Annotated in this window: 17 protein-coding genes and 2 pseudogenes; 5 read left to right on the top strand and 14 right to left on the bottom strand. The window is 66.9% G+C overall.

Annotated features, from left to right (window positions below; all coding sequences use genetic code 11):
- Positions 1–5: 5 nt before the first annotated feature.
- The 8 genes from BO996_RS16185 to BO996_RS16150 form a co-directional block, all read right to left on the bottom strand.
- On the bottom strand, positions 6–1,907 hold the full coding sequence (locus BO996_RS16185) for a LodA/GoxA family CTQ-dependent oxidase (protein WP_071955616.1): 1,902 nt from the start codon (positions 1,905–1,907) through the stop codon (positions 6–8).
- A 179-nt stretch (positions 1,908–2,086) separates the two neighbouring features.
- Complete coding sequence (rng, locus tag BO996_RS16180) at positions 2,087–3,574, bottom strand: ribonuclease G (RefSeq protein ID WP_013802635.1); 1,488 nt, start codon at positions 3,572–3,574, stop codon at positions 2,087–2,089.
- Between the two features lie 161 nt (positions 3,575–3,735).
- A complete protein-coding gene (locus BO996_RS16175) occupies positions 3,736–4,350 on the bottom strand; it encodes a Maf family protein (RefSeq protein WP_012205362.1) in 615 nt (204 codons plus the stop codon).
- 127 nt (positions 4,351–4,477) lie between these two features.
- A complete protein-coding gene (gene rlmH / locus BO996_RS16170; protein WP_012205361.1) occupies positions 4,478–4,945 on the bottom strand; it encodes a 23S rRNA (pseudouridine(1915)-N(3))-methyltransferase RlmH in 468 nt (155 codons plus the stop codon).
- Between the two features lie 21 nt (positions 4,946–4,966).
- Positions 4,967–5,767, bottom strand: a complete 801-nt coding sequence (gene rsfS, locus BO996_RS16165) for a ribosome silencing factor (protein WP_071955614.1) — start codon at positions 5,765–5,767, stop codon at positions 4,967–4,969.
- Between the two features lie 249 nt (positions 5,768–6,016).
- Entirely contained in the window at positions 6,017–6,991 is a 975-nt protein-coding gene (hemF, locus tag BO996_RS16160; protein WP_071955611.1) for an oxygen-dependent coproporphyrinogen oxidase, read from the bottom strand.
- A 4-nt stretch (positions 6,992–6,995) separates the two neighbouring features.
- Positions 6,996–8,279, bottom strand: a complete 1,284-nt coding sequence (gene purD, locus BO996_RS16155; RefSeq protein ID WP_012205358.1) for a phosphoribosylamine--glycine ligase — start codon at positions 8,277–8,279, stop codon at positions 6,996–6,998.
- A complete protein-coding gene (locus BO996_RS16150; protein WP_012205357.1) occupies positions 8,276–8,995 on the bottom strand; it encodes a YebC/PmpR family DNA-binding transcriptional regulator in 720 nt (239 codons plus the stop codon). The genes purD and BO996_RS16150 overlap by 4 nt, the downstream gene beginning before the upstream one ends.
- A gap of 78 nt (positions 8,996–9,073) precedes the next feature.
- On the opposite strand from BO996_RS16150, the gene BO996_RS16145 reads away from it, so the two are divergent.
- From BO996_RS16145 to upp, 3 genes are all read left to right on the top strand, one after another.
- A complete protein-coding gene (locus BO996_RS16145; protein WP_071955609.1) occupies positions 9,074–10,600 on the top strand; it encodes a helicase HerA-like domain-containing protein in 1,527 nt (508 codons plus the stop codon).
- Positions 10,601–10,755: 155 nt separating this feature from the next.
- Positions 10,756–11,733: a threo-3-hydroxy-L-aspartate ammonia-lyase gene (locus BO996_RS16140; protein ID WP_071957131.1), complete on the top strand. Its 978-nt coding sequence runs from the start codon at positions 10,756–10,758 to the stop codon at positions 11,731–11,733.
- A 56-nt stretch (positions 11,734–11,789) separates the two neighbouring features.
- Entirely contained in the window at positions 11,790–12,419 is a 630-nt protein-coding gene (gene upp / locus BO996_RS16135; protein WP_012205354.1) for a uracil phosphoribosyltransferase, read from the top strand.
- A gap of 72 nt (positions 12,420–12,491) precedes the next feature.
- Here upp and BO996_RS16130 read toward each other — a convergent pair whose 3' ends face one another.
- Positions 12,492–13,193: a YebC/PmpR family DNA-binding transcriptional regulator gene (locus BO996_RS16130; protein WP_012205353.1), complete on the bottom strand. Its 702-nt coding sequence runs from the start codon at positions 13,191–13,193 to the stop codon at positions 12,492–12,494.
- A 290-nt stretch (positions 13,194–13,483) separates the two neighbouring features.
- Between BO996_RS16130 and BO996_RS16125 the strand changes: the two are divergent.
- Positions 13,484–13,627 (top strand): annotated as a pseudogene (locus tag BO996_RS16125) (PQQ-dependent sugar dehydrogenase); the annotation flags it as partial.
- A 20-nt stretch (positions 13,628–13,647) separates the two neighbouring features.
- On the opposite strand, the gene BO996_RS16120 reads toward BO996_RS16125, so the two are convergent.
- The 5 genes and pseudogenes from BO996_RS16120 to BO996_RS16100 form a co-directional block, all read right to left on the bottom strand.
- Complete coding sequence (locus BO996_RS16120; protein ID WP_083571164.1) at positions 13,648–14,640, bottom strand: tripartite tricarboxylate transporter substrate binding protein; 993 nt, start codon at positions 14,638–14,640, stop codon at positions 13,648–13,650.
- Between the two features lie 63 nt (positions 14,641–14,703).
- A pseudogene (locus BO996_RS16115) lies at positions 14,704–15,536 on the bottom strand (amidohydrolase family protein).
- The gene (locus BO996_RS16110) at positions 15,536–16,699 is read right to left on the bottom strand and encodes a CoA transferase (RefSeq protein ID WP_071955607.1); all 1,164 of its coding nucleotides are present in this window, start codon (positions 16,697–16,699) and stop codon (positions 15,536–15,538) included. Before BO996_RS16110 ends, BO996_RS16115 begins: the two are co-directional and overlap by 1 nt.
- 58 nt (positions 16,700–16,757) lie before the next feature.
- Positions 16,758–17,762 carry a tripartite tricarboxylate transporter substrate binding protein gene (locus tag BO996_RS16105; RefSeq protein WP_071955605.1) on the bottom strand — a complete coding sequence of 335 codons (1,005 nt, stop codon included), beginning with the start codon at positions 17,760–17,762 and terminating at the stop codon, positions 16,758–16,760.
- Between the two features lie 80 nt (positions 17,763–17,842).
- The gene (locus tag BO996_RS16100) at positions 17,843–18,712 is read right to left on the bottom strand and encodes an HpcH/HpaI aldolase/citrate lyase family protein (protein WP_071955603.1); all 870 of its coding nucleotides are present in this window, start codon (positions 18,710–18,712) and stop codon (positions 17,843–17,845) included.
- A 75-nt stretch (positions 18,713–18,787) separates the two neighbouring features.
- On the opposite strand from BO996_RS16100, the gene BO996_RS16095 reads away from it, so the two are divergent.
- Positions 18,788–19,705, top strand: coding sequence for a LysR family transcriptional regulator (locus BO996_RS16095; protein WP_071955601.1), 918 nt, complete (start codon positions 18,788–18,790; stop codon positions 19,703–19,705).
- Positions 19,706–19,711: the final 6 nt, after the last annotated feature.

Here is a 19,711-nt window from a genome sequence, read left to right as displayed (position 1 = left end):
GGCACTCAGCGCGGCAGCACCGGGCCGCGCTGCGTCAGAGCGCGCAGCTGCTCTTCGTTGTCTGCATCGAAGGGCTCGATGCGGGGAGGCGCCTCCTGCCCGTCCGGTTGCACCGCAGTCTTGAGCATGTGCAACGGCGCCGGGGCGATGCGGTTTTCCACCTGCATCACCGGCGGGAAGTCCTTGTCGCCCCGCACGCCGGGCCGACTCTCGATGACGCCCATGTCACCGAAGTGGCTGATCATGCGGTTGATCTCGCTCTCATAGCCTCCCTCGCCCAGGGTGCGGAACCACGACTCGCGCCGATTGAAGGCGGCAACGCGCTGCTCGCGCGGCAGTTCGGTGTCGATGACTCTTTCATAGGCCTCCTGCGTCAGCACCTGGTTGGGCACGCGGGCCGGCCAGAACGTGGGCAGGTAGGGGTCGTAGCGTGGGCCATAGCCGGCGTAATAGCCGCTGCGGCAGCTGGCGGTGTCGGTCTGCCAGGGTACCGCCATCCAGCGCGTGAGGTCGCCGGCCACCTGCGCATACAGCGGCCCGCTCTCGGACAGGGCCACCGCAGGCGTGAGCCGGGAGCCGTAGAGCTGCAGCTCGGGCGGGTTCACTGCCGCCTCGCGGATGCGGAACGGTGCCCGGTACATGCTGGCGTGCCGCATGGGCCAGGTGATCTCGCAGCCCGGGTGGAAGGCGTCGGCCAGGCAGTCGTCCATGGCGGCATGGTCGAGCATGGCCGGCTGCTCCTGCAGCGGCACGTCGGCGAGCTGGGCAGGGTACTGCTGGCCGGGTTTCCAGTCGGACAGGAAATGACCACCAGCCCACAGGTCCAGCATCCTCAGCTGCGTGGGGGTCAGCGCCGCATGCTGGCGCGGTGTGTCGGCGGGCGGCACGGCCATGGCGTCGCCATACAGCCAGGGCCAGGGCTGGGGAGATGCGCCATCACGGTCAAAGCGCCGGAAGGCATTGGCCACCTGCTGGCGCAGCTCGGCCCAGGTCGTGCCCGGGCTGTTGAGCCTGGCGATCCACGCCTCGTCATCCGCACTGGCCGCCCCGCCCCAGCCGAACTGGGATGCAAAGCCCTTGTTCGCCCACTGCAGGCTGCTCTGGCGCTGGAGTATGGGCAGGATGTGCCGGCTGAAGGAGACGTGCAGCGGGAAGGCGGCCATGCCCGAGTGGATGTACACATCCTCCATCAGGTCCTTCATGGTGCGCACCGACTTCATCTGCGGGCCGTAGTTGGGCGGCGCAACCGTGACCCATGCCGCATCCACCGGCACGGAAACGCCGGCCACGACGACCTTGGCGCGCACCGGGCCGTCAGCCACATCGTCATGCCAGCCCTCGTTGTTCGCAAACGTGGTGGCCTTGGAGCCATCCACGGAGGCAGAGACGCCACGGCCTCCCAGCACGAGAAGCTGGCCCGTCTTTTCAATGCGCAATTCGCCCAGATAAACCGGCTTGCCGCAGAAACTGCCGCTGTCGAATGCCACCGGGGCCGAGCCTTTGGCAATTCGGCGGGCTCCCGGTCGAATGGCCAGGCTTTTCCGGTCCTTCACCGTGGCATTGCGCAAAATCGTGGGATCGGCCGCTGCGGCTTCAGGCACGTCCAGCGCCAATTGGAATTGATACCAGGCGGCCTTGGTATTGGCCAGTTCTACTTCCCATTCGATCTGGTCCTGGTCGGCCGTGAGTTCACGCACCACCTCGCCCGCGGCGTTGTAGCCGTAGATGCGAAAGCGCGCCGCCTGCCGCTTGAGCGCGCCCTGCGCATCACGCAGGCTGCCCGGCGCCATGGGCGGCACATGCATCAGCTCGGGGCCGACATAGTACTCATCCGGACTATTGCCAATACGCGCCACACCAATTCCCGGGTGTATGGCTGCACGCACAATGGTGGAGTCGATTCCCATTCGTCGCCCTTTCAGTTGCTGAGGCACTGATTGCAACAAACAGTATCAAAAAAGCCGAGACAAAGTTAATTATCGGGAATCAACAATCCATAGCAACGCAAGAATGAGTTCAATTGAACCCATTCATCCGCCAATAGATGGACTGCTATTGATAATGAATTAGCAGGATAAATATCGATTCACAGCAGCACGATGTCGTATTGCTCCTGTGCCATGGCCGTCTCGGCCTGCAGCGAGATGGGCTTCTTGATGAAGTCGGACAGGCCGGCCAGGTGCTGGCTTTCCTCGTCCAGGAACATCTCCACCACCTTGGGCGAGGCCACGATGCGGAACTCGCGCGGGTTGAACTGGCGCGCCTCGCGCAGGATTTCGCGCAGCACCTCGTAGCAGACGCTGCGCACGGTCTTCACATGGCCCTTGCCCTGGCAGACCGGGCAGGATTCGCACAGCATGTGGGCCAGCGATTCGCGCGTGCGCTTGCGCGTCATCTCCACCAGGCCCAACTGCGAGAAACCGCCCGCCATGGTCTTGACGCGGTCGCGCCCGAGCTGGCGCTTGAATTCGGACAGCACCTCGGCCTGGTGGTCGTCGCGCACCATGTCGATGAAGTCCACGATGATGATGCCGCCCAGGTTGCGCAGGCGCAGCTGGCGCGCGATCTGCTGGGCCGCTTCCAGGTTGGTCTTGAAGATGGTGTCGTCGAAGTTGCGCGCCCCCACGTAGCCGCCGGTGTTGACGTCCACCGTGGTCAGCGCCTCGGTCTGGTCCACGATCAGGTAGCCGCCGGACTTGAGGTCCACGCGGCGGCCCAGCGCACGGGCGATTTCCTCGTCGATGGCGAACAGGTCGAAGATGGGCCGCTCGCCGCGGTAGTGCTGCAGCTTGGGCACGGCCGCCGGCATGTATTCCTGGCCGAAGGTCATGAGCAGGGCGAACTGCTCCTTGGAGTCGATGCGGATGCTCTGCGTGCCCTCGCCCACCAGATCGCGCAGCACGCGCTGCAGCAGGTTCAGGTCCTGGTGCAGCAGCGACATGGGCGGCAGGCGCACCGAGGCGTCCTTGATGCGGCTCCAGGTCTTGCGCAGGTAGCGGATGTCGTCGGCCAGCTCGGCGTCGCTGGAGTCCTCGCCATTGGTGCGCAGGATGAAGCCGCCGCCCCCGCCGGTTTCCTTGGTGCCCACCAGGCCCTGCAGGCGGGCGCGCAGCGCGTCGCGCTCGCCCTGAGGGATTTTCTGCGAGATGCCGATATGGTCATCCTGGGGCAGCAGCACCAGCAATCGCCCCGCAATGCTGATCTGCGTGGACAGGCGCGCACCCTTGGTGCCGATCGGGTCCTTGATGACCTGCACCATGATGGTCTGGCCTTCGAAAACCTGCTTTTCGATGGGCACGACAGGCATGTCCTTGCGCGCGAACATGGGGGCCTCGCCCCCTTCCTGACGCTGCCAGACATCGGCCACGTGCAGGAAGGCTGCCCGCTCCAGGCCGATGTCGATGAAGGCCGACTGCATGCCCGGCAGCACGCGCGAGACCTTGCCCAGATAGACGTTGCCGACCAGGCCGCGCTCCAGCGGGCGCTCCATGTGCAGCTCCTGGACGGCGCCGTTCTCGATGATGGCCACGCGCGTTTCCTGTGGCGACCAATTGATCAGAATGTCTTGCTGCATGCTGTGCCTGTGGTGTGCTTTGTCGTTTGTATTTCTCGGCCATGGCGGCCCGGCAATCATTGCGCCGGTGGCCGCTTGCCACTATCTTGCCGCGCCATCCGCTGCCATCGGCGGTCTGCGCATGCCTGCACGCCCCTGCGGGCCCAGGTCGGGGAGCCGGCCTACAGTGCCCAGCCCAGCTCGCGCAGCAGCGCCGCCGTCTCGAACAGCGGCAGGCCCATGATGCCCGAGTAGCTGCCGTGCAGCCACTGCACATGGGCCGCCGCACGGCCCTGTATGCCATAGGCGCCGGCCTTGCCCATGGGCTCGCCCGAGGCCACATACGCGTCGATCTGCTGCGCGCTCATGGCCGAGAAGCAGACCTGGGACACCGACAGCGCAGCCAGGCGCCGCGCGCCGTGCTGTATGGCGACGGCGGTCAGTACCTCGTGCTCGCGGCCCGCAAGCGCGGTCAGCATGCGGCGGGCATCGTCGGCATCGGCAGGCTTGCCAAGAATGCGGCCATCCAGCGCCACCGTGGTGTCCGAGCACAGCACGGGCGCCACCGCCAGGGCGCGGCGCGCATGGCGGGCCATGGCGGCATCGAGCTTGAGCGCGGTGACGCGCTGCACATAGTCGCGCGCTGCCTCATCAGCCAGTTCGGCCTCTATGGCCTCGGCATCTTCGGCAATGTCGCCTTCGGCGTTGGGCAGCAAAAGCTCATGGGCCACACCCAGCTGCTCCAGCAGCTGGCGGCGGCGGGGGCTCTGGGAGGCAAGGTAGATGAATGGCGGCATGATAAGAATGAGAAATGCCTTCAGCCCTTTGTTGCAAAGCGCTGAAGGCTATCAAAATCATAGTATCACGAGATCCTCGGATCCGCGTGACAGGGCCGCTGGCAGAGGCTGGGAGCCGGGACAGGCCCTATTCCCGGTGGTAGGGATGGCCGGCGTTGACCGACCAGGCACGGTACAGCTGCTCGATGAGCAGCACCCGCACCATGGCATGCGGCAGGGTCAGGTCCGACAGGCGGATGCGCTCGTGCGCAGCCTGCCTGAAGGCGGGGTCCAGTCCGTCCGGGCCGCCGATGATCAGGGCCACGTCGTCGCCCTCCAGCTGCCAGCCCTGCAGGCGCTGGGCCAGTGCCTTGGTCGTCAGATTGGTGCCGCGCTCATCGAGCACGACGATGCGCGTGCCACGCGGAATGGCGGCCTCGATGCGCTTGCGCTCGGCCGCGTACAGGGTCTCGACCGTCTTGGAGCCGCGCGGCTCGGTCTTGACGGCCTTGAGCTCCACCTTGAGCTCCGGGGGAAAGCGCTTGGCATAGTCGTCGTAGGCCGTCTGCGCCCAGTCGGGCACATGCTGGCCCACGGCCACGATCAACAGCTTCATGCAGCGTCAGTCCCGAACCGTTCAGGCGTTGGCGCGGGGAGCGCGCTTGGCGGCCGGCTTGGCAGCGGCACCTGCCTTGGGCTTGGCGGGAGCACGGTTGACCACCACGGTCTTGATGGCCTTGGGCGCTGCCGTCTTGCGGGCCGGCGCCTTGGCGGCGGCCGACTTCACGGCGGCCGACTTCACGGCGGCGGACTTGGGAGCGGCCGACTTTGCAGCAGCCGTACGGGATGCGGCCGGCTTGGCAGCTGCGGAACGGGGTGCAGCGGCCTTGGCAGGAGCTGCCTTCTTGGCAGCGGGCTTCTTGCCTGCAGCAGGTGCGGCGGCAGAAGCGGCCTTCTTGGCAGCAGGCTTGGCGGCCGTTGCAGCAGCCTTCTTGGAAGCGGCCTTCTTGGCCTTTTCCTCGGCCTTGTCGGTGGCGGCCGAGCGCGTGGGCTTGGGAGCGCCCAGCTTCAGGCGCACAGGCGTCTCGCCCCAGATCTCTTCCAGGCGGTAGTACTGGCGGATGGCTGGCTGCATCACATGGACCACGGCCTGGCCGCAGTCCACGATGATCCACTCGCCGTTTTCTTCGCCTTCCTGGCGTGGCACGGGAAAACCGGCCTGCTTGACGGCGTCGCGCACGCTGGAGGCCAGCGCCTTGGTCTGGCGGTTGGAGGTGCCCGCAGCCACGATCACGCGCTCGAACAGCGGCGAGAGCTTTTCGGTATTGAAGACCTGGATGTCTTGGGCCTTGACGTTTTCGAGGCCGTCAACAATGGCGCGTTGCAGCTTGGTCACGTCGCGCTTGGCTGCGGAATCCGATTTGGTGGAAGTGGTCATCAGGCGGTGATCAGTGGAATAGAAATGGGATCAATATAGCGCGAGCGCCGTGCGGCCCGTAGAGGGCTTGGCTGTAGCGGCGCTCCAAAATGCATGGAGTTCGCCCACAGATCGCCGGAAGATTTCGCGCCGAAGAAAGTGGAGAACGCAGCCAACGCTGCGCCTCAAGCTATTGAAATTATAGTTTTGCCGCCTATTCCCTTGCACGCGCGGATTTCGCCACGCGGCCGGAGATGGCGGCAATGGAACTCAAAGCCAGTCGCGGCGCACCAGGAATTGCTCCAGCAGCGCGCGCTCGGGCGTGCCGGGCGCGTCCTCGCGCTGGTAGCTCCAGCTCGCATGCGGGGGCATGGACAGCAAGATGGATTCCGTGCGCCCGCCGGACTGCAGGCCGAAGTGCGTTCCCCGGTCCCAGACCAGGTTGAACTCCACGTAGCGGCCGCGGCGGTAGCGCTGGAAATCGACCTGCTGCTGCCCGTAGTCCATGGCCTGGCGGCGCTCGACGATGGGCAGGTAGGACTCCAGAAAGGCATCGCCCACCGAACGCAGCATGTCGAAGCTGCGCGCCTGGCCCAGCTCAGAGAAGTCGTCGAAGAAGATGCCGCCGATGCCGCGCTGCTCGTTGCGGTGCTTCAGGCAGAAGTACTCGTCGCACCAGGTCTTGAAGCGCGGGTAGAGCGTGTCGCCAAAAGGCGCCAGCGCATCGCGGCAGACGCGGTGAAAGTGCTGTGCATCTTCCTCGAAGCCGTAGACCGGTGTCAGGTCCATGCCGCCGCCGAACCAGCAGGTGGGTTCGTTGCCCGGATGCCCTGCCGCACCTGAGCCGGCCGCACCTGAGCCAGCCGCAATCATTCGCACATTCATGTGTACCGTAGGCACAAAAGGATTGCGCGGATGAAAGACCAGGGACACGCCCATGGCCTCGAACGGCGCACCCGCCAGTTCAGGCCGGTGCTGCGTGGCCGAGGGCGGCAGCTGCGGCCCGCGCACATGCGAGAAGCCGCAGCCCGCGCGCTCGAACACGCGGCCACCCTCCATGATGCGGGTGATGCCATCGCCCTGCAGGCGCTCGCCGGGGCCCTTGCTCCAGGCGTCGGATAGAAAGCGTGCACCGCCCTCGCCTTCCACCTGCTCCAGCGCCTGCGTGATGCGGGCCTGCAGGCCCGTCAGGTACTCGCGCACCTGCGCCACGGGCAGCGCCTGCCCGGTCGATTGCTCTGCCATGGACTCAGTTCTTCACAGCACGGAAGCCGATGTCGCGGCGGTACTGGGCACCATCGAAATGGATGCCGCGCGCCACGTCATAGACTTTTTGCTGGGCCTGCTTGACGCTGTCGGCCAGCACGGTGACGCACAGCACGCGGCCACCGCTGGTGACGGGCACGCCGTCCTTGAGCTGGGTGCCGGCATGGAAGACCATGGCATCGGCGGCGTCCTGCGGCAGCCCGCTGATGGCATCGCCCTTGCGCGGGTCCTCGGGATAGCCGGCCGCAGCCATGACCACGCCCAGCGCCGTGCGGCGGTCCCATTGCAGCTCGACCTGGTCGAGCTTGGCATCGGTGGCCGCCAGCATGACGTCCACCAGATCGCTCTTGAGGCGCATCATGATGGGCTGGGTCTCGGGGTCGCCCATGCGGCAGTTGAACTCCAGCGTCTTGGGATGGCCGGACGCGTCGATCATCAGGCCCGCATAGAGGAAGCCGGTGTAGGGAATGCCGTCCTTTTCCATGCCGCGGATGGTCGGCAGGATGATCTCGCGCATGGCGCGGGCATGCACGTCGGCCGTGACCACGGGCGCGGGCGAGTAGGCGCCCATGCCGCCCGTGTTCGGGCCCTGGTCGCCGTCCTTCAGGCGCTTGTGGTCCTGGCTGGTTGCCAGGGCCAGGACGTTCTTGCCGTCGCACAGCACGATGAAGCTGGCTTCCTCGCCGGCGAGGAATTCCTCGATCACCACGCGGGCGCCGCCGTCGTTGTGGGCCACGCCGTACTTGTTGTCCACGAGCATGAAGTCCACGGCGTCGTGGGCTTCCTGCAGCGTTGTCGCAACGACCACGCCCTTGCCTGCGGCCAGGCCGTCGGCCTTGACCACGATGGGCGCACCCAGGCGGTCCACGTAGGCATGGGCCGCCACCGGGTCGGTGAAGGTTTCATAGAGCGCCGTGGGGATGCCGTGGCGCGCCATGAAGTCCTTGGAGAAGGCCTTGGAGCTTTCCAGCTGGGCGGCCGCCTTGGAGGGGCCGAAGATGCGCAGGCCATGGGCGCGGAACTCATCGACCACGCCGGCAGCCAGCGGAGCCTCGGGGCCGACCACGGTCAGCGCGACCTTCTCGGCCTGCGCCCACTCGCGCAGCGCCTGCGGGTCGGTGATGTTGAGGTTTTCCACCTTGCCGCCGGCCAGGCCCGTGCCACCGTTGCCGGGGGCCACATAGACCTTGGTCGATTTCGGCGATTCAGCCAGTTTCCACGCCAGGGCGTGCTCGCGGCCTCCGCCACCAATCACAAGAATTTTCATAGTTCAGCGTTGTGGTAGACGTCCTGTACGTCATCCAGGTCTTCGATCATGTCCAGCAGCTTTTGCATGCGGGCTGCGTCATCGCCTTGCAGGGCGATGGTGTTTTCCGGGCGCATGGTGACTTCAGCCACCTCCGGCGTCAGGCCCTTGGCCTGCAGCGCGTCGCGCACGGTTTCGAACTCTGCGGGTGCGGTCAGCACCTCGATGGCTCCCTCGTCATCGGTGATCACGTCCTCGGCGCCGGCCTCCAGAGCCACTTCCATGATCTGGTCCTCGTCGCTTCCGGGAGCGAAGATCAGTTGTCCGACATGCTTGAACTGGAAGGACACGGAACCCTCCGTGCCCATGTTGCCACCGTACTTGCTGAAGGCGTGACGCACATCCGCCACAGTACGCACGCGATTGTCGGTCATGGTGTCCACGATGATGGCCGCGCCGCCAATGCCATAGCCTTCGTAGCGGATTTCCTCGTAGGTCACGCCTTCGAGGTTGCCCGTGGCCTTGTCGATGTTGCGCTTGATGTTGTCGGCCGGCATGTTGGCCGCCTTGGCCTTTTCCACCGCCAGCCGCAGGCGCGGGTTGGCGCTGAGATCGCCCCCTCCCGTGCGTGCCGCCACCATGATTTCACGGATGATGCGGGTCCAGACCTTGCCGCGCTTTTCGTCCTGGCGGCCTTTGCGGTGCTGGATATTGGCCCATTTACTGTGTCCTGCCACAGGCTGTCCTTTGATATTGATTTAACCTTGCGGCTGGGATTTTACTTTTGACCGCATGCTCCCCCGAGGAAACCCGAAATGGCCGCTCCACTTCTGATCGCCCGCCACTCTGCCACAGAATGCCTGCTGCTGCCCGCACTGGCCAATCGACATGGCCTGATCACGGGCGCCACCGGCACCGGCAAGACCGTGACGCTGCAGAAAATGGCCGAGGGATTCTCCGAGATCGGCGTGCCGGTGTTCATGGCCGACATCAAGGGAGACCTGTCCGGCATCAGCCAGGCTGGCAGCACGGGCGCCAAGATGGCGGCCTCCCTGCAGGAGCGCGGCATTGAGATTCCCCAGCCCCTGGCCTGCCCCACCACGCTGTGGGACGTGTTCGGCGAGCTGGGCCACCCGGTGCGCGCCACGGTCTCGGACATGGGTCCGCTGCTGATCGGCCGCATGCTGGCCCTGAACGACACGCAGATGGGCGTGCTCAACCTGGTCTTCAAGATTGCCGACGACAACGGCCTGCTGCTGCTGGACCTCAAGGACCTGCGCGCCATGCTCCAGCATGTGGGCGACAACGCCAAGCAGTTCACCACCGAGTACGGCAACATCAGCGCGGCCAGCGTGGGCGCCATACAGCGCGGGCTGGTCGCCATCGAGTCGCAGGGCGGTGACAAGTTCTTTGGCGAGCCCATGCTCGACATCAACGACCTGATGCAGACCGATGCCGGCGGCAAGGGCGTGGTCAACATCCTGGCCGCCGAGAAGCTGATGAATTCGCCGCGCCTGTACTCCACCTTCCTGCTGTGGATGCTGTCCGAGCTGTTCGAGCGCCTGCCCGAGATCGGTGACCCCGACAAGCCCAAGCTGGTCTTCTTCTTCGACGAAGCCCACCTGCTGTTCAACGACGCGCCCAAGGTGCTGCTCGAACGCATCGAGCTGGTGGTTCGCCTGGTGCGCTCCAAGGGCGTGGGCGTGTATTTCGTCACGCAAAACCCCATGGACGTGCCCGACACCGTGCTGGCCCAGCTGGGAAACCGCGTGCAGCATGCGCTGCGCGCCTTCACGCCGCGCGACCAGAAGGCCGTCAAGGCCACGGCCACCACCATGCGGCCCAAGCCCGGCCTGGATATCGAGGCCGCCATCACCGAACTGGCCGTGGGCGAGGCCCTGGTGAGCTTCCTCGACGACAAGGGCCGCCCCGGCATCACCGAGCGTGCCTACGTGATCCCGCCCGGCAGCCAGATCGGCCCCATCAACGAGGAGCAGCGCAAGACCCTGCTGGCACAGTCGCTGGTGGCCGGCGTCTATGAAAAGGCCGTGGACCGCGAATCGGCCTACGAGGTGCTGCGCGGCCGCACGGCAGCGGCCGGCGACGGCGCAGCGCCAACCGGCACGGGCCCGGCCGGTGCCACGCCTGCGGCGACCGAAGGGGGCGCCATGATGGACGGGCTCAAGGACCTGCTGTTCGGCACCACGGGCCCACGCGGCGGCAAGCACGACGGCCTGGTGCAGACCATGGCCAAGTCCACCATGCGCACCATGGGCAATTCGCTGGGCAAGGAGATCCTGCGCGGCGTGCTCGGCGGCATCCTGGGCAACAAGAAGCGCTGAAGCGCTGAAGCGCTGTCGCACCGGCACTGCGCCGCATCAAACACCATAGCACCCAGCCGTTGCCATGCAACGGCTGGCGCATTTCAGGGCTCTGAAAGCCCGCGCATGCGGCTATGATCGAAAGCGCCTCCATCCACTTTGCGGAACCGCACGCCATGACGACGAACAGCCCTCCCTCGCTGCCCACCTATGACGATGTCGCCGCCGCCGCTCGCCGGCTGGAAGGCGTGGCCCACCGCACACCCATACTGCGCAGCCGCACCGCCGACGAGTTGCTGGGCGCCCAGCTGTTCTTCAAGTGCGAGAACCTGCAGCGCACGGGCGCCTTCAAGATACGCGGCGCCTACAACGCGCTGTCGCAGTTCACGCCCGAGCAGCGCAAGCGCGGCGCACTGGCCTTCTCCTCGGGCAACCATGCCCAGGCCGTGGCCCTGGCCGCGCAGATGCTGGACATGCCCGCGCTCATCGTCATGCCCGAGGATGCCCCCGCCTCCAAGATGGCAGCCACGCGCTCCTACGGCGCCCAGGTGGTGACCTATGACCGCTTCACCGAGGACCGCGAGGCCATCTCCCGCCGCCTGGCCGACGAGCGCGGCATGACGCTGATCCCGCCGTTCAACCACCGCGACGTGATCGCCGGCCAGGGCACGGCGGCCAAGGAACTGTTCGAAGAGGTGCCCGACCTGGACTACCTGTTCGTCTGCCTGGGCGGCGGCGGCCTGCTGTCGGGCAGCCTGCTGGCGGCCGGACAACTGGCGCCGCGCTGCAAGGTCTACGGCGTCGAGCCCCAGGCCGGCGACGATGCCCGCCAGTCGCTGCGCGCAGGCCGGATCGTGCAGATCCCCACGCCCCACACCATTGCCGACGGTGCCCAGACCCAGTCCATCGGCGATATCACATTCGCCATCATCCGCGAGCATGTGGAAGATATCCTGGCCGTGGCGGACGAGCATCTGGTGCAGGCCATGCGCTTTTACGCGGAACGCAAGAAAATCGTGGTCGAACCCACGGGAGCGCTCTCGCTGGCGGGCGCCCTGCATGGCGGGGTTGCGCTGTCGGGCGCGCGCGTGGGCATTCTGATCAGCGGCGGCAATGTGGACCTGGCGCGCTACGCACGCTTTCTGCACGACTGAACCGCCCCCTGGCGCCGGCCGCAAATGCCGGCGCCCCTTTTTTCCAGAAGAAAACCATGAGTACTCTGCACCTGATCGACCACCCGCTGGTCCAACACAAGCTCACGCTGATGCGCCGCAAGGAAGCCAGCACCAACAGCTTCCGCCGCATGCTGGGGGAGCTGTCCACGCTGATGGCCTACGAGATCACGCGCGACATGCCGCTGCAGGACATCGAGATCGAAACCCCGCTGGAGACCATGACCGGCAAGGTCATCGACGGCAAGAAGCTGGTGCTGGTGTCCATCCTGCGCGCCGGCAACGGTTTCCTCGACGGCATGCTCAACGTCGTGCCCGGTGCGCGCATCGGCCACATCGGCCTGTACCGCGACCCCGAGACGCTGCAGCCCGTCGAGTACTACTTCAAGATGCCTTCCGAGATGGAAGAGCGCGACGTGCTGGTCGTCGATCCCATGCTGGCCACGGGCAACTCGGCAGCCGCCGCCGTGGCGCGCCTGAAGCAGCTGAACCCGAAGTCCATCAAGTTCATGTGCCTGCTGGCCGCGCCCGAAGGCGTGGCCACCATGCAAAAGGCCCATCCCGACGTGGACATCTACACGGCCGCCGTGGACCGCCAGCTCGACGCGCACGGCTACATCCTGCCGGGCCTGGGCGACGCGGGCGACCGCATCTTCGGCACCAAGTAGGCTTGGTGCACGCACCCACAAAAAAGCCGCACATCGTGCGGCTTTTTTGCTGGGGAGCGGGGGGCAGCGGGATCAATCCACCAGCCCCGCATAGACGTGCTGCACGTCGTCATCGTTCTCGATGCCGGCCAGGAAGTCCTGCACTTCCTCCTGCTGCTCGGCCGACAGGCTGGCCATGCTGACCGGCGTCTTGGCCTTGTAGCCCAGCTTGGCCGACAGCACCTTGAAGCCCTGGGCCGGCAGCGCCTTGCTCACGGTATCCAGGTCCGTCGGGTCGGTGATGAACAGCGTCGTGCCCTCTTCCTCGCCGGGCTCGAAGTCCTGTGCGCCGGCCTCGATGGCGGCCAGCTCGGCATCGGCACCGCCTTCGGGCTCGCCCTCGATCATGCCCACATGGTCGAAGTCCCAGGCCACGGCCGTCATCTGGCCCTTGCGGAAGCACACGCGCATGTTGGGCGCCGTGCGGTTCACGTTGTCGGTCAGGCACTCGATCATCACGGGCACGCGGTTGGGGCCGTAGCCTTCATAGACCACGCGCTCGTAGTTGACGGCATCGGCACCCACGCCCGAGCCCTTCTTGATCGCACGTTCGAGCGTGTCCTTGGGCATGGAGGCCTTGCGGGCGGCTTCCACGGCCATGCGCAGGCGCGAGTTGCCTGCCGGATCGGCGCCGGCGCGCGCCGCGACGATGATTTCCTTGGCCAGCTTGCCAAACAGCTTTCCCTTGGCATCGGCGACCAGCGCCTTGCCCTTTGCTTTCCATTGCGCGCCCATGGCTGCTTTTCCCTTGCGGATTCTCTGGTGGGTAGGAGGCGCCGCCGACCGCCCCACGCAGGGACCCGGCCCGGCGCCGAAAGAGCGCTGTTTATACACCCGCGCAAGTGGCTGCGCGGGCTTTTTGCGCAGTGGTTGACAGGGCACCGCTGGCTCTGGCCGCGTCGTGCATGATGTTTGCCAGATCAAAGCCGGCCGAATGCGATACAGCGCAGTCGGCCGGGCCGCATGCGCATCGTGCACGGTGACGGGCGCCTCGCGCCGGCACCCGCTGGCCTGCCCCCCTGTGGACAGGCAAGGTGACCGCCAGCGAGCAGGTACTGCTGCGCCTGGGCCAGCGCGTGCGTGATGTCCGCCAGGGACAGGACGGCTGGCTTTACCTGCTGACGGACGCCCAGGGCGGGCAGTTGCTGCGCGTCACCGCCACGCCCTGAGCCGCGTCACGCGCGGCGGCTCACTGCACGGTGATGCCGTTGGCCTTGACCACGGCATCCCAGCGCTTGCGCTCGGCCGCCACGAAGCCCGTGAAGGCGGCGGAGGAACTGCCCACCGGCGTCAGGCCCAGCTTTTCAAGGCTGGCGCGCGTGGCCGGCAAGGCCAGTGCCTTTTGCACCAGGTCCTGCAGCTTCTGCACAGTCTCGGGCGCAGTCCCTGCGGGCAGGAAAAAGCCGTTCCACTCCGTGACCTCGAAGCCCTTGATGCCGCTTTCCGCCACCGTGGGCACGTCGGGCAGGTCCGGCATGCGCTTGGCCGAGGACACGGCCAGCGCCTTGAGCTTGCCGCCCTTGACGTAGTTGATGCTGGAGGCCGCGTTGGCAAAGTACACATCGACCTGGCCGCCCATGACATCGACGATGGCGGGCGCCCCGCCCTTGTAGGGAACGTGGACGGCATCGAACTTGGCGTCTGCCTTGAGCAGTTCCGTCGCCATCTGGGCCAGGCTGCCCGGACCGTAGGAGGCATAGGTGAGCCTGCCGGGCTTTTGCCGCGCGGCATTCATGAAGTCGGCCAGGCTGTTGTAGGGCGAGGTCGGCGCGGCCACGAGGATGTTGGGCACGCTGATGGCCTGGGACACGGCAATGAAATCCTTGGCCGGGTCATAGGGCAGCTTGCGCAGTGCCGGGTTGATGGCGAAGGACGATGCGTCATACAGCACCGTATAGCCGTCGGCCTTGGCGCGCGCCACGAGGGCGGCACCAATGGCGCCGCTGGCGCCGGCCTTGTTGTCCACCACCACGGTCTGGCCCGAGACCTCGCCCAGCGCCTTGGCGATGATGCGCGCCGCATTGTCCGCACCGCCGCCGGCCGAGAACGGCACGACGACCGTGATGGCCTGCGCGGCCGGATAGTCGGCCGCATGCAGCGTGCCCTGGAACAGGCCCAGCCCCGCCCCAATACCCAAGGCCAGCACCGTCATGGCGGGCCGCAGTGTCTTGATCTTCTTCACGTTTCTGTCTCCTGTTGCTCAATGGTGAAAACCTGGGCTGCGAGGCTTGCGTGCCCCGCGCCCTCAATCGAATCCGTACAGCTCGGCGGCGTTGTGCACCAGCACGCGGGCGCGCAGCGCCGCATCGGGAATCCAGCGCGACAGCAGCGCCAGCAGCCAGGCGGTGTCGGGGGACGTGCGGCCTCGGTGACATGGGGCCAGTCGCTGCCCCAGACCAGGCGCTGCGGGGCCTCGGACACCCAGGCCTGCGCCAGCGCGTCGCAGTCGGCATAGCCTGCGGCCAGGCCCGCCCGGCTGTTCAGATACGGGCCCGAGAGCTTGACCCAGGCCCTGCCCTGCTGCACCAGCCCACGGACCACGCCGAAGGCGGGCTCGTGCACGCCAGCGCCGTCAGCACTGTCAGCGAGCCGCGCCATGTGGTCGAACACCAGGGTGCATGGCAGCCGCTGCAGCAGCGCCGCATGGGCCTCGATCTGGCTGGCCAGCCAGTGCAGCTGCACATGCCAGCCCAGCGCGGCAATGCGCTCGGCCAACGGCTCCAGCATGTCCAGCCGCACGGCTGCATCGTGCTCGGTGTGCAGCGAAAAACGGATGCCGCGAATGCCGCCGTCATGCAGCGCCTGCAACTGTGCGTCGGTGATATCGGGGTGCACCACGGCAATGCCGCGCGTGCGGGAGGCTCCCAGCGACCCGATGGCCTGCAGCGTGGCGCGGTTGTCCGTGCCATGCGCACGCGGCTGGACGATGACGGCCCGCTCCAGCCCCATGGCGCCGCGCAGCTGCGCATAGTCGGCAGCCGTGGCATGGGCGCCAAAACGCGTATCAAAACGCGTACCAAAGCGCGGATCGAACACGTGCAGATGGGCGTCGCAGGCGCCAGCGGGCAGTGCCTGCATCAGCAGCCCTCTTGTGCGGCGGCCTTCAGGGCCTGGGTGTGCTGGCCCAGTGTGGGTGCGGCAAAGGCCGGCGGGCCGGGCGTGCGGTCGAATTCGACGGCGCCGGCAAAGCCCCGGTAGCTGCCCAGGGTCGGGTGCTCGAAGCGGGTGACCATGCCCTCGGCCTGCACCTGCGGGTCGTCGAACATGTCTTCCACCGTGCGGGCCGCCGCGCAGGGCACTTCCTCGCCAAACAAGGCTTCCCATTCCAGTGCGCTGCGCCCCGCCAGCGCCTGGCGCAGCAGCGGCACCAGCACGTCGCGGTGCTGGGCGCGCTTGCGCACGGAGTCGTAGCGCTCGTCGCTGGCCACCTCGGGCAGATCCAGCTTGCGGCACAGCGCCGCCCAGAAATGCGCGGTGTTGGCCGAAATGTAGAGATAACCTTCGCGCGTCGGGTGGATGCCCGTGATGCCGCCGGAGCGCATGTCGCGCCCCACCTCGCGCGGCTCGCCCTCGGCCCAGACCATGCGTGCGGACTGCATGGTCAGCGCCGCGCGCAGCAGGGACACGCCCACATGCTGGCCCAGCCCGCTTTTCTCGCGCTCGTACAGCGCCGACGACACGCCGCCCGCCACCAGGGCCGAGGCGTAGTAGTCCACCACGGAGCCGTAGAGAATCTCGGGCGGCCCGCCTGCCTTGCCCTGCATGGCGCACATGCCGGTCATGGTCTGCAGCACCTGGTCGTAGCCCGCCTTGGCCTTGAGCGGTCCGCGGCTGCCATAGCCGGTGACGCTGCAATAGATGAGGCGTGGGTTGATGGCGGCCAGTTGCGCAAAACCGATGCCCAGCCGCTCGGGCACGCCGGGCCGGAAGTTGTGGACCAGCACATCGGCCTCGCGCACCAGGCGCAGCAGCACGGCGTGGTCGGCCTCATCCTTCAGGTCCAGCACCATGCCCCACTTGCTGCGGTTCACGCCCAGGAAGGCGCGGCTTTCAGCTTCCAGCGTGGAGGGGTACTTGCGCAGGTTGTCGCCCACGGGCGGCTCGACCTTGATCACCTCGGCGCCCTGGTCCGCCAGCAGCGAGCAGCCATAAGGCCCCGCGATATAGGCGCTCAGATCCAGCACGCGCACACCGCTGAGCGGGCCTTTCGGTCCCTGGCGTTCACCGGGCACAAAACTCATTCGTTTCTCCTGATAGGGAAGCGGGAAGGCCTGGGGCACCTCCCGCCAAAGGCCGGGTTCAGTCGGCCTGGATATTGCGGTCCTTGGCGAGCTGCTTCCAGCGCGCTACGTCGCTGCGGATCACCTGCGCGAACTGCTGCGGCGTCACGGGGTTGGCAATGGCGCCTTCGCGCAGGAAGCTGGCCTGGATGGTCGGCTTGGCCAGCACCTGGTTCACGGCCTGGTTGAGGCGGTCCACGATGTCGGCGGGCGTGCCCGCAGGCGCCAGCAGCCCCCACCACAGATCGAATTCGTAGCCCGGGATGGCCGTTGCCATGGGCGTCAGGTCCGGCGCAATGGGGCTGGGCTTGAGGCTGGTGATGCCGATGGCGCGCAGCTTGCCGTTGCGCACCATGGGCAGGATGGACGGGCCGCTGGAGACCAGCATCTGCACCTGGTTGCCGATCACGTCGGTCACGGCCGGACCCTGTCCCTTGTAGGGCACATGCATGATGTCCATGCCCGGCACCATGGAGCGCATCATCTCGGTCGCGAAGTGGTTGATGCTGCCGGTGCCCGAGGTGGCGTAGTTGAACTGGCCCGGGCTGGCCTTGATGGCGCGCACCAGATCCTGCGGCGTCCTGGCCGGGAATTCGTTGTTCACGGCCACCACCAGCGGGCCCTTGGCAAACATGGCCACGGGCGCCAGGTCCTTGACGGGGTCGAAGGGCATCTTGGCCTGCACCGCGGCATTCGTGGTCATGCTGGACGAGACCGCCACCAGCGTGTAGCCGTCCGCCGTCGCCTTGGCCACCGAGGCCGTGCCGGTGTTGCCGCTGGCGCCGGGCCGGTTGTCCACGATCACGGTCTGCTTGAGCAGATCGCCCATTTCCTTGGCGACCTGGCGTGCGAACACGTCGTTGGAGCCTCCCGGCGGATAGGGAACCACCATGGTGATGGCCTTGGACGGGAAGGCGCCCTGCGCCATCAATCCCGGCGAAGCCAGCCCGGCCAGCGTGGCCACCGTTGTGGTGGCGGCCAGCGCCACAAGCCTGCGCCGCGCGCGGCAAAGGGAAATGCTCATGTCTTTGTCTCCTGTACTGTTTCTTGTCGTTGTGGTGCCCGGCATGCAGGACCCCGTACACCGGAATGCCAGAACCCTATTCAGGCCACCAGCAGCCCCTGTGCATGCGCCGCAGTCACGATGGCCTGGGCACGCAGCACAAAGGGCTTGTCCACCATCTTTCCGTCCACCACATAGGCGCCCAGGGCGTTGGCATCTGCCTGTCGGGCCGCCTCCACCACCTTCAGGGCGTGCCCGATTTCCTGCTCGGTGGGCTGGTAGACCGCATTGGCCAGAGCGATCTGGCTGGGGTGTATGCAGGTCTTGCCCAGAAAGCCCAGGCCGCGTGACAGGCGGGCCTCGGCGCTGAAGCCCTCGCTGTCGCGGATGTCGGCAAAGGCGCCGTCGTAGGCGTAGACGCCGGCCTCCGCGGCGGCCATGCGCACGGCAAAAAGCGCCTGGGCAATGGCGGCGGGCTCGCGCCGGTTCACGCCAAAGGGCTCGAACAGATCGCCCAGCCCCATCTGCAGGCCGGCCACGCTGGCATGGGCGCTGGCCAGTTCGGCAGCGCAGCGCAGGGCGCGGGGTGTTTCTATGTTGAGCAGCAGGCCAGGCGCCTGGGCCACGCCGTTGGCATCTGCCGCCTCGGCAATGCGCTGTGCGGCCTCGCGCACCTGCTGCACGGTCTCGGGCTTGGGCAGGTTGATGAGGTGCACGCCGTCGCGCACCATCTCGGCGATGTCGGCGCCGAAATGCGGCGTATCCATGGCGTTGACGCGCACGATCAGCGTCTTGCCATGGCCCCGGCTTTCAGGGCTGAGCAGGAAGCTGCGCAGCAGGCCGCGCGCCTCGTCCTTGCGGGCCTCGGCCACCGCGTCCTCCAGGTCGAAGGACAGTGCGTCGGCGTCGCCGGCCAGGGCCTTGGCGAACAGCTCGGAACGCGATGCGGGAACAAACAGTTTGCTTCTCATGCACCGCATTGTGGGTGGCAGAAAGCCAAGAGAAACACAGGTAATATTTGTTCAAACCACACAAATTCTTTGTTTATGGAAACCAGCTACCTGCACAGCTTCCTGCTCGTGGTGGAGACCGGCTCCATGGCCGAGGCCGCGCGGCGCCTGAACATCACGGCCGCCGCCGTGGCCCAGCAGATCCGCACCCTGGAGCGCGAGTTCGACGCCCCCCTGCTGGCCCGCGCAGGCCGCACCGTGCTGCCCACCCCAGCCGGCCACCGGCTGTCGCAATCGGCCCCGCTGCTGCTGCGCGAGCTGGCCAACGCCAAGACCCATGTCAACCATGAGGGCGCCGACGGCGAGCTGGTGATAGGCACCATCAACACGGCTCTGCACAGCCTGCTGCCCGACATCCTGGCGGGCTTTGTGAAGAAGTGCCCGCAGACCAAGGTCTTCCTGCGCTCGGCCACCACGCGCGAGCTGTACCAGGCCGTGCAGCAGGGCGAGCTGGATGCCGCCGTCTGCCTGCACCCCTCCTTCGCCCTGGCCAAGACCTTCGACTGGACACTGCTGCGCGAGGAGCCGCTGGTGCTGCTGGTGCCGCACCAGCTGGCGCACCTGGACCCGCACACGCTGCTGCGCACCCAGCCGCTGATCCGCTATGACCGCAGCCTCGGCGGTGGGCAAATGGTGGAGCGCTACCTGCGCGCCGCGCAGATTGCGCCGCAGGAACGCTTTGAACTGAGCTCGCTGGTGGCCATTGCCATGATGGTGGAGCGCGGCCTGGGCGTTTCGCTGGTGCCAGACACGGCACTGAACCTGCCCGATGGCCAGGGCGTGGTGCGCCTGGCCCTGCCCGAGGAATCGCAGTCGCGGCGCTTTGGCGTGATGTGGCTGCGCTCATCGGCACGGCTGCCGCTGATCCACAGGCTGGTGGACTGCGCACGCACCGTGGTCAAGCAGCGCGGCGGCCCGCGCGCTGCCGCACGCGCAGCAACCAGGTCACCATAGTCCGCG

The organism is Delftia sp. HK171, from assembly GCF_001886655.1.
Lineage (GTDB): Bacteria > Pseudomonadota > Gammaproteobacteria > Burkholderiales > Burkholderiaceae_C > Comamonas > Comamonas acidovorans.
This window is presented reverse-complemented; position numbering and strand designations above follow the sequence as displayed.

Excerpts from the sequence above, each read along its gene's own strand:
- BO996_RS16140 (WP_071957131.1), top strand. The coding sequence starts at position 10,756 with ATGACGACGAACAGCCCTCCCTCGCTGCCCACCTATGACGATGTCGCC.
- BO996_RS16095 (WP_071955601.1), top strand. The coding sequence starts at position 18,788 with ATGGAAACCAGCTACCTGCACAGCTTCCTGCTCGTGGTGGAGACCGGC.
- BO996_RS16145 (WP_071955609.1), top strand. The coding sequence starts at position 9,074 with ATGGCCGCTCCACTTCTGATCGCCCGCCACTCTGCCACAGAATGCCTG.
- purD (WP_012205358.1), bottom strand. The coding sequence starts at position 8,279 with ATGAAAATTCTTGTGATTGGTGGCGGAGGCCGCGAGCACGCCCTGGCG.
- hemF (WP_071955611.1), bottom strand. The coding sequence starts at position 6,991 with ATGGCAGAGCAATCGACCGGGCAGGCGCTGCCCGTGGCGCAGGTGCGC.
- BO996_RS16110 (WP_071955607.1), bottom strand. The coding sequence starts at position 16,699 with ATGAGTTTTGTGCCCGGTGAACGCCAGGGACCGAAAGGCCCGCTCAGC.
- rlmH (WP_012205361.1), bottom strand. The coding sequence starts at position 4,945 with ATGAAGCTGTTGATCGTGGCCGTGGGCCAGCATGTGCCCGACTGGGCG.
- BO996_RS16105 (WP_071955605.1), bottom strand. The coding sequence starts at position 17,762 with ATGAGCATTTCCCTTTGCCGCGCGCGGCGCAGGCTTGTGGCGCTGGCC.
- rng (WP_013802635.1), bottom strand. The coding sequence starts at position 3,574 with ATGCAGCAAGACATTCTGATCAATTGGTCGCCACAGGAAACGCGCGTG.
- rsfS (WP_071955614.1), bottom strand. The coding sequence starts at position 5,767 with ATGACCACTTCCACCAAATCGGATTCCGCAGCCAAGCGCGACGTGACC.
- BO996_RS16130 (WP_012205353.1), bottom strand. The coding sequence starts at position 13,193 with ATGGGCGCGCAATGGAAAGCAAAGGGCAAGGCGCTGGTCGCCGATGCC.
- BO996_RS16100 (WP_071955603.1), bottom strand. The coding sequence starts at position 18,712 with ATGAGAAGCAAACTGTTTGTTCCCGCATCGCGTTCCGAGCTGTTCGCC.
- BO996_RS16185 (WP_071955616.1), bottom strand. The coding sequence starts at position 1,907 with ATGGGAATCGACTCCACCATTGTGCGTGCAGCCATACACCCGGGAATT.
- BO996_RS16175 (WP_012205362.1), bottom strand. The coding sequence starts at position 4,350 with ATGCCGCCATTCATCTACCTTGCCTCCCAGAGCCCCCGCCGCCGCCAG.
- upp (WP_012205354.1), top strand. The coding sequence starts at position 11,790 with ATGAGTACTCTGCACCTGATCGACCACCCGCTGGTCCAACACAAGCTC.